This is a genomic window from Escherichia sp. E14V7, from assembly GCF_004212225.1.
GTDB lineage: Bacteria > Pseudomonadota > Gammaproteobacteria > Enterobacterales > Enterobacteriaceae > Escherichia.
This window is the reverse complement of record NZ_RHJJ01000006.1, coordinates 276405-292905: the sequence shown is the minus strand read 5'-3', so window position 1 is coordinate 292905 and position 16501 is coordinate 276405. Positions and strand designations below refer to the sequence as shown.

At 48.3% G+C, this 16501-nt stretch carries 12 protein-coding genes, 1 tRNA gene and 1 pseudogene; 8 read left to right on the top strand and 6 right to left on the bottom strand.

Annotated elements, in window-relative coordinates; genetic code table 11:
* The 3 genes from D9741_RS08365 to D9741_RS08355 all read left to right on the top strand — a co-directional run bounded on the left by D9741_RS08365 (nt 1) and on the right by D9741_RS08355 (nt 3896).
* Nucleotides 1-273, top strand: coding sequence for an ogr/Delta-like zinc finger family protein (locus tag D9741_RS08365; RefSeq protein ID WP_001185332.1), 273 nt, complete (start codon nt 1-3; stop codon nt 271-273).
* A gap of 612 nt (nt 274-885) precedes the next feature.
* Nucleotides 886-2178, top strand: coding sequence for an SIR2 family protein (locus D9741_RS08360; RefSeq protein WP_001402808.1), 1293 nt, complete (start codon nt 886-888; stop codon nt 2176-2178).
* Complete coding sequence (locus D9741_RS08355) at nt 2175-3896, top strand: ATP-binding protein (RefSeq protein WP_001402807.1); 1722 nt, start codon at nt 2175-2177, stop codon at nt 3894-3896. The genes D9741_RS08360 and D9741_RS08355 overlap by 4 nt, the downstream gene beginning before the upstream one ends.
* A 38-nt stretch (nt 3897-3934) precedes the next feature.
* Here D9741_RS08355 and D9741_RS08350 read toward each other — a convergent pair whose 3' ends face one another.
* Complete coding sequence (locus D9741_RS08350) at nt 3935-5194, bottom strand: integrase arm-type DNA-binding domain-containing protein (RefSeq protein WP_006822920.1); 1260 nt, start codon at nt 5192-5194, stop codon at nt 3935-3937.
* 163 nt (nt 5195-5357) lie between these two features.
* A tRNA-Leu gene (locus tag D9741_RS08345) sits at nt 5358-5442 on the bottom strand.
* A gap of 193 nt (nt 5443-5635) precedes the next feature.
* Here D9741_RS08345 and D9741_RS08340 point away from each other — a divergent pair.
* Nucleotides 5636-5822 (top strand): annotated as a pseudogene (locus tag D9741_RS08340) (alcohol dehydrogenase); the annotation flags it as partial.
* 109 nt (nt 5823-5931) lie between these two features.
* The gene (locus tag D9741_RS08335; protein WP_130216641.1) at nt 5932-7434 is read left to right on the top strand and encodes a helicase HerA-like C-terminal domain-containing protein; all 1503 of its coding nucleotides are present in this window, start codon (nt 5932-5934) and stop codon (nt 7432-7434) included.
* 125 nt (nt 7435-7559) lie between these two features.
* Here the strand turns inward: D9741_RS08335 and lptG are convergent, their stop codons facing one another.
* The 3 genes from lptG to ytgA form a co-directional block, all read right to left on the bottom strand.
* Nucleotides 7560-8642 (bottom strand): LPS export ABC transporter permease LptG, encoded by a 1083-nt coding sequence (gene lptG / locus D9741_RS08330; protein WP_130216643.1) that lies wholly within the window; start codon nt 8640-8642, stop codon nt 7560-7562.
* Complete coding sequence (lptF, locus tag D9741_RS08325) at nt 8642-9742, bottom strand: LPS export ABC transporter permease LptF (RefSeq protein WP_105290081.1); 1101 nt, start codon at nt 9740-9742, stop codon at nt 8642-8644. The genes lptG and lptF overlap by 1 nt, the downstream gene beginning before the upstream one ends.
* A 62-nt stretch (nt 9743-9804) precedes the next feature.
* A complete protein-coding gene (gene ytgA / locus D9741_RS23545; RefSeq protein WP_211180521.1) occupies nt 9805-9855 on the bottom strand; it encodes a protein YtgA in 51 nt (16 codons plus the stop codon).
* A 153-nt stretch (nt 9856-10008) separates the two neighbouring features.
* Here ytgA and pepA point away from each other — a divergent pair, with 153 nt between their 5' ends.
* The 3 genes from pepA (at nt 10009) to valS (ending at nt 15076) form a co-directional block, all read left to right on the top strand.
* Nucleotides 10009-11520 carry a leucyl aminopeptidase gene (pepA, locus tag D9741_RS08320; protein ID WP_000397144.1) on the top strand — a complete coding sequence of 504 codons (1512 nt, stop codon included), beginning with the start codon at nt 10009-10011 and terminating at the stop codon, nt 11518-11520.
* A 257-nt stretch (nt 11521-11777) separates the two neighbouring features.
* Nucleotides 11778-12221 carry a DNA polymerase III subunit chi gene (gene holC, locus D9741_RS08315; protein ID WP_000786399.1) on the top strand — a complete coding sequence of 148 codons (444 nt, stop codon included), beginning with the start codon at nt 11778-11780 and terminating at the stop codon, nt 12219-12221.
* Nucleotides 12221-15076, top strand: a complete 2856-nt coding sequence (gene valS, locus D9741_RS08310; RefSeq protein ID WP_000416385.1) for a valine--tRNA ligase — start codon at nt 12221-12223, stop codon at nt 15074-15076. The genes holC and valS overlap by 1 nt, the downstream gene beginning before the upstream one ends.
* Before the next feature lie 49 nt (nt 15077-15125).
* Here valS and D9741_RS08305 read toward each other — a convergent pair whose 3' ends face one another.
* Entirely contained in the window at nt 15126-16313 is a 1188-nt protein-coding gene (locus D9741_RS08305; RefSeq protein WP_130216645.1) for a DUF898 family protein, read from the bottom strand.
* Between the last annotated feature and the right edge of the window lie 188 nt (nt 16314-16501).

The following is a 16501-nucleotide window of genomic DNA, read 5'->3' as shown; positions in this document are numbered from 1 at the left end:
ATGGCCCTGAAGTGTCCTGAATGTGGCGCGGTCGCTCACGCCAGAACCAGCGCCTATGAAGCTCCGTCGGTTAAACGCTCATGGTATCAGTGCCAGAATCTGGAATGTTCCTGCACATTTACCGCACTGGAAAGCGTGGATACGATAATTATGAAGCCTCGGTGCAATGAACAGGAATCAGACAAAGCAAAAATACCGGAAAAACAACAGCAAACTCTCAATCGCTATGGCTCCGCGTCAAAGCTGTCAAACCGTCAGCAAATTCCTGTCTGATTAGCAAAATACGACCACGAAGTCCCGGTCCAGTACCGGGATTTTTTACGCCTTTTCCCTGGCTGGCCTGAGAGCGTATGAGTGCATATCTATGGCGCATGAAAACGCATGAGTCTCATGCGCCATTTTTGACGCGAAAGCCCTTGTGTGGTGGCTTCTGAGACGATTTACGGGGTGCATGAAAACCAGTCTGTTAAGCGAAGCGGGCAGGCGGGCGGGGCTGCTCGCGCTAAGGGAGAAAATAGCAAACTCAGCCGCGCAGGCGGTGACAATGATTGACGAGATACTGGCTGGCAGTTGCTGAAATCTCCGCAATGATTCAAGAACTGCAGTGTATCGATGCAGCACACGTAAACTGAGCGGCGCTACGGGTAATATTTATAGATTTGTCATCCTTAGTGAGCATGGTTCTCACTCTTGTAACCTCTACCTGTACAAGATATCGTAAGACCTCAGATCAAACATGCACGTGTATTAAAGGTGGGCAAGCGTGGCGGGAAGATAATTGTGCGCACTGTAGTCAAAGATAGTGATTGTGATTACTTTTTCTTCCAGCCGTGGTGTAGTAAATTATTGGGAACAAACTCTTAATGACATCAATGGATAATGATTATGACTACAAATCCGGACGGATACATCTCATTTTTAAAACCCGGTAGTAACGACTGGAAAGCATTAGATAGTAAATCGTTTATTTATTGGCGAGACTACATAACGAATGAAAGTTTAGAAGAGTCAGGAGATTCTATTTCTCCAGCACAATCTCTTACTGATGGTGAAAAGAAGGAGTTGAAAGACAATCAGGCATATATAAACGAACTATTACTAAAATCATTACAATTCCCAAATCTTGCATTCTTCGCTGGGAGTGGTACTTCGCTTGGGGACGTTGGAGGACCAAGCATGTGGGATCTCTGGAAGTGTGCAATGTGGAGTGAATCTTCTATAAACGAGGATGGTCAATTAAAACCTGATGCTCAAATTGTTTGTGATAAAGTAAAATATAAAGAGCGAGAGTATCCTAACATAGAACACTTTCTTTCTAATTGTGAAGCATATTTAGCATTTCATGATGATGAAGAAGTGTTGAATTTTTTAAATAAAGTTAAAACAATTATTTTAGACAAATGTCGCTCATTTATTGATGATGGCAACTGTGATCTTTCAGCTTACATCAATTTATTACAAAAAATGGGGAGGAGGAGAGTCAGAGATCCTAGACTAAAAGTTTTCACAACTAACTATGATTTAGCCTTTGAAACAGCTGCTTCTGAATTAGGAATGATGGTAGTTGATGGTCTTTCATATACAGGAGTTCGCAGATTCGATGGTAAATATTTTAACTACGATGTTGTTAAAAGAGATGAAAACGAGCATGAGTTTGTAGAGGGCGTATTCCAGTTATTTAAACTCCACGGTTCTGTAAGTTGGATAAGAAAGGATGGGCAAATATATGAATCCAGCCAACCAACAGCAACAAACGCATGTCTAATATATCCAGCGAAAGGTAAATATCAGCAAGCCTTTATTCAACCTCACTTAGAATTACTTTCAAGATTGTTAGATTTCTTGAGAAAAAGAAATAACTGTTTAGTTATATCTGGATTTGGTTTCAATGATGACCATCTTTCTGAACCAATTTACTCAGCAATAAAATCCAATCCAAGCATGAGGTTGATTATAGTAGATTTCAAATGTGCAACTCATATTCGGAATAAAGGGGGGGACGGTTCTAGTAAATATTGGGATTTACTAAAACAACTCTCACTATCAGGTTATGACATTCACTTCATAAATGCATCTTTCAGTGATTTTGTTAAATTAGTTCCCAATCTTAAAGCATTAACCCCAGCAGAACAGTTGGCTAAGGTAATAAAACAAGTAGGAGTTAACAATCAATTATGATTAATACAACACTACAGCTTGGTATTTTGAGGGGCGACCTTAAGGTTGGAGTAGTCTCATCAATTTTTGCTCAAACAGTTAGAGCAAATTTAATCTATGCAGGGGAACTCAGCGGAACATATATAGAAGGTTGTAGATATGGAAAAGGAGAAGTTGGTGAAATATTATTAATAGAAGGACAACAATCTATTGTTCTTGGCCGTTTAATAGAGGTTAAATTACCAGAGCGAGATAGAGGTGAAATATCTGTCGGGTCTCAAGGAAACTTCAAAGTTGATGCTATCGGCATTATACAACTTCTTGGAACTATTGATCCTTCAAATTTTAGAATTGATTCAGGAATCAAATCATATCCTCGATTAGGAGATCGAGTTTATTCTGCTCCCTTAGATTTTATTTCTTTAATACCAGAATTAATTAATAAAGGAATTAAAGATAACGAGGAAGAAAGAATAGGTATTGTATTAGGCATTATATCTGGAGGGGCAACAAGTATAGTAACTGTTGAACCTGATAAACTCTTCGGTCGTCATTGTGCTATCTTAGGAGCTACAGGCGGTGGAAAAAGTTGGACAACTTCCAAGTTAATTGAAGAGTGTTCGAATTACGAAAACTCTAAAACTATAATAATTGATGCAACCAGTGAGTATAGATCGTTTAAATCTGATTATTGTTTACATTACCATTTAGGTGCCCCAATAAATAAAAACATAAATTCTTTAGAATTTAGAATTCCACCTACCGACTTTGTTGAGTCAGACTTTATTGCCATGTTCGATCCTTCTGGAAAAGTACAGGGTCCTAAGCTAAAAGAAGCGATAAAAAGCCTTAGATTAGTAGCTTTAGAACCTAGAATAGCAACCGATGGTATTTTAAAAAAAATCAATCAACCTAAAACAGATTATCGACGCGCAATGAATACTGGAGACAACTCTAAACTTGTTGATAATCCATCACAACCATTTGATATAACAAAACTTATAAAACAGATTGTACAAGAATGTTGTTACGATAATGGAGATAATACTTGGGGAAACGCTGCAACTCAAGACTTAAGCTATTGCTCATCTTTGTTAACCAGAATTCAAGCAGTAACGTATGCCAACTCGTTAAGGTCTGTTTTTAATAGTAACGAGGATATATCCACACTAGGTGAAATATTAGAAACTTTTTTACAATCTGATAAACGAGTCCTAAGGTTATGCCTAAGTGATGTTAGCTATGAGTTTTATGCTAGAGAAATTTTAGCCAATGTAATCGGCAGAAAACTTTTAACTTTAGCTAGGCTTGAAAAATTCAGAACAAGACCGCTGTTAGTTATTGTTGATGAAGCCCATAACTTCCTTGGCAAACGGGTTGGTTCTGAAGATCATGCAATTAAACTTGACGCTTTTGAGATGATTGCAAAAGAAGGCAGGAAATATGGCCTTAATATATGCTTAACAACTCAAAGACCCAGAGATATCACTGAAGGTGTGCTTAGTCAAATTGGAACCTTATTGGTTCATCGCTTAACAAACGACCGAGATCGAGAAGTCGTTGAGCGTGCATGCGGTGAAATTGATAAATCTGCAGCATCTTTTCTACCAAGTCTCAAACAAGGTGAAGTTGCTCTTGTAGGGGTTGACTTCCCTATTCCTATGACCATCCAGATAGATAAGCCAATATATCCACCAGAATCTGATTCTCCAGGCTATTGCAATATATGGAAAAAATAATTAGTAGGGTCTTTGACCCTACTTTAAAATTTTTAAAGCTAGATAGTTTTTTTTGCAAAGTCGTAGGGGGTTATATATTCCTGAGTGTTAGCATCAAGATAATCGGCCCACCACTGAACCATTAAACGACGCTCATCCAAATGCTCTGAAGTATGAATATAAGCAGCCCTAACGCTATTACGCTCAGAGTGGCTTAGCTGACGTTCTATCGCGTCATCACTCCACAACCCTGATTCGCCCAAAGCACCGCGCGCCATAGTTCTGAATCCATGCCCGCAAACTTCGGTTTTTGTGTCATACCCCATTGTGCGCAAAGCACTGTTAACCGTGTTTTCACTCATAACTTTAGTTGCGTCATGATCTCCCGGAAACAGTAGCTCTTTATCACCACTAATCTGCTTAAGCTGCTCTAACAAAATCATCGCCTGCCGACTAAGCGGAACGATATGCTCCTCTTTCATCTTCATCCCACGGTACGAGTAACGGACACCTTTAATTTCTTCTCGTTTTGCCGGTATACGCCAAAGAGATTTATCGAAGTCGAATTCATCCCAGCGAGCGAAACGCAACTCACTGGAACGCACAAAAGTTAGTAAGGAAAGCTCGACTGCAATCCGTGTCATTAAACGGCCACGATATGCAGCAAGACGTGCAAGAAACTCAGGGAAACGGTTAGAGGGTAAAGCTGGATAGTGTCGTGCTTTGGTTGTCGATAACGCACCGGCCATGTCACTTGCTGGATTTGAGTCGATGTAATCGTTCTGTACCGCATACCGCATAATGGCCGTGACGCGCTGTTGTAGGCGCTGAGCGACGTCGTGTTTACCACTGGCATCAACTTTTTTAATCGGGGCTAATAGGTGGCTGGTTTTGAGCTGGCGAATGTCGGACGAACCGATATGAGGGAAGATATAAAGCTCAAGATAGCGAAGAACGCGCGATCGATGGTCTTCACTCCATCGCTTGTTACTGGCATGCCATTCACGAGCAATGGTTTCGAAAGTATATGCCCCTGAATTCTCGGCCTGAGCTTCTTTCTGTTCGGCTTTTGGATCAATGCCCTGCACTAAAAGCTTTTTAGCTTCGTCGCGCTTTGCTCTTGCCTGAGCAAGCGTCACAGTAGGCCAAACACCAAAAGCGAGGCGATCCTCTTTTTTGTCTGAGGGGCGTCTGTATTTCATGCGCCAGTATTTAGAACCCTTGGCCGAAACCTCAAGATACAGACCTCCGCCATCGGCCATTTTATAGGTTTTGTCTTTTGGCTTTGCGGTCTCGACCTGTCTGGCGTTGAGCTTCATTTGGGGGCACATTCCTAATCGAAGTTAAGATGCCCCCAATTATGCCCCCAATGACATCCGGATTTCAACGGACTATCTCGGACGACTCAGGACGTAAAAATCGCTGCAAGCATTGATTTTAAAAGGATAATTGGACTTTTTCGGATGGTCTTGGAAGTACTAATGGTGCCGAAGGCCGGACTCGAACCGGCACGTATTTCTACGGTTGATTTTGAATCAACTGCGTCTACCGATTTCGCCACTTCGGCACTGAAGAGGTATGCGGAAAACGTTGTGAATTATACCTGTCATGCGCCACCATGCAAGCGCCAGCTTGTGCCATCCTCGCTAAGTGCTGAAAATTTCAGCGTTGTCTTCAGCGATATGTAACCTTTGTCACACTCCAGGCCCCGCCCTACCATGCTCTACACTTCCCGGGCAACACCAGTGAACGACAAAAGCATGTCGATAATCAATAACGAATAGGGATTCTCGCAATATCCGCTACTTACCGAACATAAGGTGATTCGCCGCGTGGTTGCCCAGGGTAGCGCCGCGCAGCCGTGGTCACTGCGGCGCCTGTATTCGCGATAATCAGACCAACTTCTGGCAAGGTGCAGTGCCTACAATTATGAATTGCGGAGGCTTTGTTGGTTCACTTCTGCCAGGCCTTTAAGATATCTCGCAATCGGCTGAATTTAGTGGTGAAAACTTTTTAACCGTGCCTATACTCCAGACAGGGAACTGGAGGAAATCTCATGAGCGAATCACGTTTAATTGCCCGCACGCCGGACACAGAACTGTTTTTACTACCCGCTATGGCTAACCGTCACGGACTGATTACTGGCGCAACGGGGACAGGTAAAACTGTCACGCTGCAAAAACTGGCGGAATCTCTGTCAGAAATCGGCGTTCCGGTGTTTATGGCCGATGTAAAAGGTGATTTGACCGGGGTTGCGGCAGAAGGTACTACCTCGGAAAAACTGCTCGCTCGATTGAAAAATATCGGCGTCAACGACTGGCAACCACATGCGAATCCAGTGGTGGTATGGGATATTTTTGGTGAGAAAGGTCATCCAGTGCGGGCAACGGTATCGGATCTCGGGCCGTTGTTGCTGGCGCGTTTGTTGAATCTCAACGATGTGCAATCTGGCGTCCTGAATATCATTTTCCGTATTGCTGACGATCAGGGATTGTTGCTTCTCGACTTTAAAGATTTGCGGGCGATTACCCAATACATCGGTGATAACGCCAAATCATTCCAGAATCAGTACGGTAATATCAGTAGCGCATCGGTTGGTGCCATCCAGCGCGGATTACTGACGCTGGAACAGCAAGGGGCAACGCATTTCTTTGGTGAGCCGATGCTGGATATCAAAGACTGGATGCGTACCGATGCCAACGGTAAGGGTGTTATCAATATCCTTAGCGCCGAAAAACTCTACCAGATGCCTAAACTGTACGCCGCCAGCCTGTTGTGGATGCTTTCAGAGTTGTATGAGCAACTGCCGGAAGCAGGCGATCTGGATAAACCGAAACTGGTGTTTTTCTTCGACGAAGCGCATCTGTTGTTTAACGATGCGCCACAGGTGCTGCTGGATAAGATTGAACAGGTAATAAGGCTTATCCGTTCAAAAGGCGTGGGCGTCTGGTTTGTTTCGCAAAACCCTTCTGATATTCCGGACAACGTGCTTGGGCAGTTGGGTAATCGCGTTCAGCACGCTCTGCGCGCATTTACACCGAAAGACCAGAAAGCGGTGAAGACGGCAGCGCAAACCATGCGACCTAATCCTGCATTTGATACGGAAAAGGCGATTCAGGAACTAGGAACCGGCGAAGCGTTGATCTCTTTTCTGGATGCGAAAGGAAGTCCTTCTGTGGTAGAGCGTGCGATGGTGATCGCGCCTTGTTCACGGATGGGGCCAGTGACAGAAGATGAGCGTAATGGCTTGATTAATCACTCCCCGGTGTATGGCAAGTATGAAGATGACGTGGACCGGGAATCCGCCTATGAGATGTTGCAAAAAGGCGTACAGGCAAGCACCGAGCAGCAAAATACCCCTCCGGCCAAAGGGAAAGAGATAAGTGAAGATGACGGTATTCTGGGTGGGTTGAAGGATATTTTGTTTGGCACTACTGGACCACGCGGCGGGAAGAAAGATGGCGTGGTGCAAACAATGGCGAAAAGCGCCGCCCGCCAGGTGACGAATCAGATTGTACGCGGTGTGCTGGGGAGTTTGCTGGGGGGAAGAAAAAGGTAAGTCAGGTGCTGTTTGTGTTCTCTCACACCAACTTGCCTTTGCCTGATGCACTACGCTTATCAGGCCTACGCCACTTTACTAACAATAATAAAGGGAGCTTTAGCTCCCTTTATTCGTTCATCAGGTTACGATTTTCTCATTAACAGCCACAGACTGATTAAGAAGAAGCTGGCGCTTGGCAACAGTGCGCCGATAATCGGCGGGATGCCGTAAACCAGCGTCAGCGGGCCGAAGATCTGGTCCAGTACGTAGAACACAAAACCGAAGCTAATACCAGTGACCACGCGCACGCCCATCGGCACGCTGCGCAGCGGGCCGAAGATAAATGACAGCGCCATCAGCATCATTACCGCCACGGATAGCGGCTGGAAGATTTTGCTCCACATATTAAGCTGGTAGCGCCCGGCGTCCTGACCGCTCGACTTCAGATACTTCACGTAGTTGTGCAAACCACTGATGGAGAGCGCATCCGGATCCAGCGCCACCACGCCCAGTTTGTCCGGCGTGAGGTTGGTTTTCCAGATGCCGCTCACCGTCTGCGAACCGGTTATCTGTTTGGGATTGGTCAGGTCAGACTCATCAACCTGCGACAGACGCCAGACTTTATGTTCAGGGTCAAACTTCGCGGAAGCGGCATAGCGAACGGATTGCAGACGACGATTCTCGTTAAAGGCATAAATACTGATACCACCTAACTCTTCGTCACCTTTTACTCGCTCAATATAGACAAAGTTGTCACCATCTTTGGCCCATAAACCTTGCTGAGTAGAGAGCAACGAACCACCGTACATCGCCTGCGCGCGGTAGTTACGCGCCATCTGTTCGCCCTGCGGCGCGACCCATTCGCCAATCGCCATCGTCAGCAAAACCAGTGGAATAGCGGTTTTCATTACTGACAACGCGACTTGCATGCGGGTAAAACCAGAAGCCTGCATCACCACCAGTTCGCTGCGCTGTGCCAGCATCCCCAGTCCGAGCAACGCGCCCAGCAGGGCCGCCATCGGGAAGAAGATTTGCACATCTTTCGGCACGCTCAACAGGGTATACATTCCCGCGCCTAACGCGTCGTAACTCCCCTGCCCGGCTTTTTTCAGCTGATCGACAAACTTGATAATGCCGGAGAGCGACACCAGCATGAACAGCGTCATCATGATGGTGGTGAAAATAGTTTTACCGATATAGCGGTCAAGTACGCCAAAAGGTTGCATCACACCGCTCCTTTACGCGAAAAACTGGCGCGCAGGCGGCGAACCGGCACCGTATCCCAAAGGTTGAGAACAATCGCCAAAGCCAGATAAATCAGGTTAACGGTCCACATCCATAGCGTCGGGTCCAGCTTACCTTTGCCGCCGTTCGATTTCAGGGAGGTCTGGATCAGGAAGAAAAGCAGATACAGCAGCATGGCTGGCAGCATCGACAGGACACGCCCCTGACGCGGGTTAACCACACTCAGAGGCACAACCATGAGCGCCATCATAAACACGGTGAATACCAGCGTGATACGCCAGTTTAGTTCCGCACGGGCGCGATCGGTATCGGTGTTCCATAACGTGCGCATGTCCATCTGGTCGGTATCATTCGGATCCAGCGCCACCGCCTGGTGACCAATGATCGCCTGATAATCCTGGAAGTCAGTAATGCGGAAATCACGTAACAGTGCGGTGCCTTCGAAGCGCGTTCCCTGGTTGAGGCTAACGACCTGGGAGCCGTCACGCAGTTGCGTTAAATGTCCGGAATCGGCCACCACCACAGAAGGACGTGCGTTACCTTTTGGTCGAATTTGCGCGAGAAACACATCTTTGAAATCGCTGCCATCAACACTTTCGATGAACAGCACTGAGCTGCCATTGGTCGCTTGCTGGAATTGCCCTTGCGCCAGCGCAGCCATGCCTGGGTTAGCTTTCGCTTCTGCCAGCACTTCATCCTGATGGCGCGATGACCACGGCCCCGCCCACATCACGTTAACCGCCGCGACAATCGCCGTGAACACCGCGAGAACCATCGCCGCTTTCACCAGAACCGCTTTGCTCAGGCCGCAGGCATGCATTACCGTAATTTCACTTTCGGTATACAATTTGCCCAACGTCATCAGCAGCCCGAGGAACAGGCTTAATGGCAGGATAAGCTGCGCCATTTCCGGCACGCCCAGCCCCAACAGGGAGAGCACCAGATTCGCCGGAATATCGCCGTCAACCGCTGCGCCGAGGATCCTCACTAACTTTTGACAGAAGAAGATCAAAAGCAAGATGAAGAGTATCGCCAGCTGGCTTTTGAGCGTCTCCCGCACCAGATATCTTATGATTATCACTTTAAATACGCCCGTAAAAACTCGTCTTTTGCAGGATTTTAGCTTGTTTCATGGCTTAAACGTCATTTATTCTCTTGAGTCGTCGAAATCGTCGCTAAGATAATTATACTCAACGGATTCACCTCTCAGATTTTGTTCTGACGTGCCAATGCCGTAATAACGTTAAGATTAACACGAAGTCATCGCAACAGCGGACATGAGTTACGAAAGCTTGCAATTCTATCTGTAGCCACCGCCGTTGTCTTTAAGATTCAGGAGCGTAGTGCATGGAGTTTAGTGTAAAAAGCGGTAGCCCGGAGAAACAGCGGAGTGCCTGCATCGTCGTGGGCGTCTTCGAACCACGTCGCCTTTCTCCGATTGCAGAACAGCTCGATAAAATCAGCGATGGGTACATCAGCGCCCTGCTGCGCCGGGGCGAACTGGAAGGAAAACCGGGGCAGACATTGTTGCTCCACCATGTGCCGAACGTGCTTTCTGAGCGCATCCTTCTTATTGGTTGCGGTAAAGAACGTGAGCTGGATGAGCGCCAGTATAAGCAGGTGATTCAGAAAACCATTAATACGCTGAATGATACTGGCTCGATGGAAGCGGTCTGCTTCCTGACCGAGCTGCACGTTAAAGGCCGTAACAACTACTGGAAAGTGCGCCAGGCTGTCGAGACGGCAAAAGAGACGCTCTACAGTTTCGATCAGCTGAAAACGAACAAGAGCGAACCGCGTCGTCCGCTGCGTAAAATGGTGTTCAACGTGCCGACCCGCCGTGAACTGACCAGCGGTGAGCGCGCGATCCAGCACGGTCTGGCGATTGCCGCCGGGATTAAAGCCGCGAAAGATCTCGGCAATATGCCGCCGAATATCTGTAACGCCGCTTACCTCGCCTCTCAGGCGCGCCAGCTGGCAGACAGCTACAGCAAGAATGTTATCACCCGCGTTATCGGCGAACAGCAGATGAAAGAGCTGGGGATGCACTCTTATCTGGCGGTCGGTCAGGGTTCGCAAAACGAATCGCTGATGTCGGTGATTGAGTACAAAGGCAACGCGTCGGAAGATGCACGCCCAATCGTGCTGGTGGGTAAAGGTTTAACCTTCGACTCCGGCGGTATCTCCATCAAGCCTTCCGAAGGCATGGATGAGATGAAGTACGATATGTGCGGCGCGGCAGCGGTTTACGGCGTGATGCGGATGGTCGCAGAGCTACAACTGCCGATTAACGTTATCGGCGTGCTGGCAGGCTGCGAAAACATGCCTGGCGGACGTGCCTATCGTCCGGGCGATGTGTTAACCACCATGTCCGGTCAAACCGTAGAAGTGCTGAATACCGACGCCGAAGGCCGCCTGGTATTGTGCGATGTGTTAACTTACGTTGAGCGTTTTGAGCCGGAAGCGGTGATTGACGTGGCGACGCTGACCGGTGCCTGCGTGATCGCGCTGGGTCATCATATTACTGGTCTGATGGCGAACCACAATCCGCTGGCCCATGAACTGATTGCCGCGTCTGAACAATCCGGTGACCGCGCATGGCGTTTACCGCTGGGTGACGAGTATCAGGAACAGCTGGAGTCCAATTTTGCCGATATGGCGAACATTGGCGGTCGTCCTGGTGGGGCAATTACCGCAGGTTGCTTCCTGTCGCGCTTTACCCGCAAGTACAACTGGGCGCACCTGGATATTGCAGGAACAGCCTGGCGTTCTGGTAAAGCAAAAGGCGCAACCGGTCGTCCGGTGGCGTTGCTGGCACAGTTCCTGTTGAATCGCGCCGGGTTTAACGGCGAAGAGTAATTGCATCAGGCAAAGTTGTTATTGTCGGATGCGGCGTGAACGCCTTATCCGACCTACACAGCACTGAACTCGTAGGCCTGATAAGACGCGGCAGCGTCGCATCAGGCAACGCTATTATTGTCGGATGCGGCGTGACGCCTTATCCGACCTACACACAGCACTGAACTTGTAGGCCTGATAAGACGCGGCAGCGTCGCATCAGGCAATGCTGTGTATTACCAGATGCATATTTAAATCCACCACAAGAAGCCCCATATATGAAAAACGCAACGTTCTACCTTCTGGACAATGACACCACCGTCGATGGCTTAAGCGCCGTTGAGCAGTTGGTGTGTGAAATTGCCGCAGAACGTTGGCGCAGCGGTAAGCGCGTGCTCATCGCCTGTGAAGATGAAAAGCAGGCTTACCGGCTGGATGAAGCCCTGTGGGCGCGTCCGGCAGAAAGCTTTGTTCCGCATAATTTAGCGGGAGAAGGACCGCGCGGCGGTGCGCCGGTGGAGATCGCCTGGCCGCAAAAACGTAGCAGCAGCCCGCGCGATATATTGATTAGTCTGCGAACAAGCTTTGCAGATTTTGCCACCGCTTTCACAGAAGTGGTAGACTTCGTCCCTTATGAAGATTCTCTGAAACAACTGGCGCGCGAACGCTATAAAGCCTACCGCGTGGCTGGTTTCAACCTGAATACGGCAACCTGGAAATAATGGAAAAGACATATAACCCACAAGATATCGAACAGCCGCTTTACGAGCACTGGGAAAAGCAGGGCTACTTTAAGCCTAATGGCGATGAAAGCCAGGAAAGTTTCTGCATCATGATCCCGCCGCCGAATGTCACCGGCAGTTTGCATATGGGTCACGCCTTCCAGCAAACCATCATGGATACCATGATCCGCTATCAGCGCATGCAGGGCAAAAACACCCTGTGGCAGGTCGGTACTGACCACGCCGGGATCGCTACCCAGATGGTCGTTGAGCGCAAGATTGCCGCAGAAGAAGGTAAAACCCGTCACGATTACGGCCGCGAAGCTTTCATCGACAAAATCTGGGAATGGAAAGCGGAATCCGGTGGCACCATTACCCGTCAGATGCGCCGTCTCGGCAACTCCGTCGACTGGGAGCGTGAACGCTTCACCATGGACGAAGGCCTGTCCAATGCGGTGAAAGAAGTTTTCGTTCGTCTGTATAAAGAAGACCTGATTTACCGTGGCAAGCGCCTGGTAAACTGGGACCCGAAACTGCGTACCGCTATCTCTGACCTGGAAGTGGAAAACCGCGAATCGAAAGGTTCGATGTGGCACATCCGCTATCCGCTGGCTGACGGCGCGAAAACCGCAGACGGTAAAGATTATCTGGTGGTTGCGACTACCCGTCCGGAAACCCTGCTGGGCGATACCGGCGTAGCCGTTAACCCGGAAGATCCGCGTTACAAAGATCTGATTGGCAAATATGTCATTCTGCCGCTGGTTAACCGTCGTATTCCGATCGTTGGCGACGAACACGCCGACATGGAAAAAGGCACCGGCTGCGTGAAGATCACTCCGGCGCACGACTTTAACGACTATGAAGTCGGTAAACGTCACGCCCTGCCGATGATCAACATCCTGACCTTTGACGGTGATATCCGTGAAAGCGCCCAGGTATTCGATACCAAAGGTAACGAATCTGACGTTTATTCCAGCGAGATCCCGGCAGAGTTCCAGAAACTGGAGCGTTTTGCTGCACGTAAAGCCGTCGTTGCTGCGGTTGACGCGCTCGGCCTGCTGGAAGAAATTAAACCGCACGATCTGACCGTTCCTTACGGCGACCGTGGCGGCGTAGTTATCGAACCGATGCTGACCGACCAGTGGTACGTGCGTGCCGATGTACTGGCGAAACCGGCGGTTGAAGCGGTTGAGAACGGCGACATTCAGTTCGTACCGAAGCAGTACGAAAACATGTATTTCTCCTGGATGCGCGATATTCAGGACTGGTGTATCTCTCGTCAGCTGTGGTGGGGTCACCGCATTCCGGCATGGTACGACGAAGCGGGTAATGTTTATGTTGGCCGCAACGAAGATGAAGTGCGTAAAGAAAATAACCTCGGTGCTGATGTTGCTCTGCGTCAGGACGAAGACGTTCTCGACACCTGGTTCTCTTCTGCGCTGTGGACATTCTCTACCCTTGGCTGGCCGGAAAACACCGACGCCCTGCGTCAGTTCCACCCAACCAGCGTGATGGTATCTGGTTTCGACATCATCTTCTTCTGGATTGCCCGCATGATCATGATGACCATGCACTTCATCAAAGATGAAAATGGCAAACCGCAGGTGCCGTTCCACACCGTTTACATGACTGGTCTGATTCGTGATGACGAAGGTCAGAAGATGTCCAAATCCAAGGGTAACGTTATTGACCCGCTGGATATGGTTGACGGTATTTCGCTGCCAGAACTGCTGGAAAAACGTACCGGCAATATGATGCAGCCGCAGCTGGCAGACAAAATCCGTAAGCGCACCGAGAAGCAGTTCCCGAACGGCATTGAGCCGCACGGTACTGACGCGCTGCGCTTCACCCTGGCGGCGCTGGCTTCTACCGGTCGTGACATCAACTGGGATATGAAGCGTCTGGAAGGCTACCGTAACTTCTGTAACAAGCTGTGGAACGCCAGCCGCTTTGTGCTGATGAACACGGAAGGTCAGGATTGCGGCTTCAACGGCGGCGAAATGACGCTGTCGCTGGCGGATCGCTGGATTCTGGCTGAGTTCAACCAGACCATCAAAGCGTACCGCGAAGCGCTGGACAGCTTCCGCTTCGATATCGCCGCAGGCATTCTGTATGAATTCACCTGGAACCAGTTCTGCGACTGGTATCTGGAGCTGACCAAGCCGGTAATGAACGGTGGCACCGAAGCCGAACTGCGTGGTACTCGCCATACGCTGGTGACCGTGCTGGAAGGTCTGCTGCGCCTCGCGCATCCGATCATTCCGTTCATCACCGAAACCATCTGGCAGCGTGTGAAAGTACTTTGCGGCATCACTGCCGACACCATCATGCTGCAGCCGTTCCCGCAGTACGATGCGTCTCAGGTCGATGAAGCAGCACTGGCCGACACCGAGTGGCTGAAGCAGGCGATCGTGGCGGTACGTAACATCCGTGCAGAAATGAACATCGCCCCGGGCAAACCGCTGGAGCTGCTGCTGCGTGGTTGCAGCGCGGATGCAGAACGTCGCGTAAATGAAAACCGTGGCTTCCTGCAAACGCTGGCGCGTCTGGAAAGTATCACCGTGCTGCCTGCCGATGACAAAGGTCCGGTGTCCGTTACTAAGATCGTCGACGGTGCAGAGCTGCTGATCCCGATGGCTGGCCTCATTAACAAAGAAGATGAGCTGGCGCGTCTGGCGAAAGAAGTGGCGAAGATTGAAGGTGAAATCAGCCGCATCGAGAATAAGCTGGCGAACGAAGGCTTTGTAGCGCGCGCACCGGAAGCGGTCATCGCGAAAGAGCGTGAGAAGCTGGAAGGTTATGCGGAAGCGAAAGCGAAGCTGATTGAACAGCAGGCAGTTATCGCCGCGCTGTAATCAACACAGTGAAGAAAACGAAGGCCGGAGCATGCTCCGGCCTTTTTATTTAGATAAACGGAACATACGGCATAATACCGCGAGATATCCACATTAACGGACCGCTATCCTGCGGTTTGTCATCATTGGTTAACTCCAGCGAATCAAGGTCGCCCTGGACATGGGTATTGTTAGCAATCCAGCTAACCATCCACATTTTCAGCCAGGGATAAGCCAGACCACAGGTAATTGAGGACCCCATTAATACCGCCAACATGCGCAGAAGCATACCGATCGCGGTAACAGATGAATGAAAACGAATAGTGCCATTTGCCAGCGTCAGGTTATTCAAAAACAGATTGCGTAACGTGACATAGAGATAACTGGCAAAAACAAGAATCGCGACAAAATACAGGAAATAAGAAGCCGTAATCTGCGGGTAATATTGCAATACTAGCTCACTGCCCGCATCAGACCTACCCAACATGGTCATCATCATTAACTGCTGAAATACTGGCGCAATCATAATACCAATCACAATGATGAAAGGAACCATGGTTAATATTGCGAGCATACAACCTTTAATGCATTCTTTTACGTTGACCTTAATGGAAAATTGATGGACACCAAAAGTCGCGTTATTACCCAGTAATGGCATCCACTTGCTATAGGTAATACCGTTGATAACACCCAGTCCGATGACGGAAAGCAAACTTAAGACCACTAAGTTAAAGAATAACCCACCTATCGATGTCGTCACTTGCGCAATAAGGTACAGTACGAGCCAAAAAGCTAATGCCAACAGAACAGGCAGACCTAACATAACCCACCATGCACGGAGCATTGAGCAGTTAAAGCCAAAGCGAATACCATTCAGCGAGGTCATGTTCGCCTGATACTGCAGACTCTTCACTGCCATGCAAGGAATACCGCAGATCAAGAGAGCAAACAGGAGAAAAGCAAGAACAAAGTGTTGGCCTGCAAAACAAGAAATACTGAAAAAATAAACGATCATAATAAGCAACATGCTAACAAAAATGGCACCACCTGTTCCCTTATAACTAAATGGTTGCCCCTTGAGTGTAACATGCTGATAAATATAACGACGGCATTTCACTAATGCCCACGGCCCATATATTCCCAGAGTAATAATTGTCAGTAAAAAATTCACAAGACAAATAAGAAAATACTCACCACCCTTGCCTGTAAAAACAAATGCGTGACGAGGATTATCTTTCCCGACGTTTACACCATTCATGAACTATATCCCTAAAATAAATTCCATTCATATAGATAATAATTCCAGTCAATTGATACTGGACCATCTAGAATACGCTTTATCTAAGCGATATATGCTTAATATTTTCTGATTTATCTTCTTCTTGCACCACCAAAGCGAGGGTGGTATTAAAGGGAACTATAAATCATACATTTGAAATTGAGCTA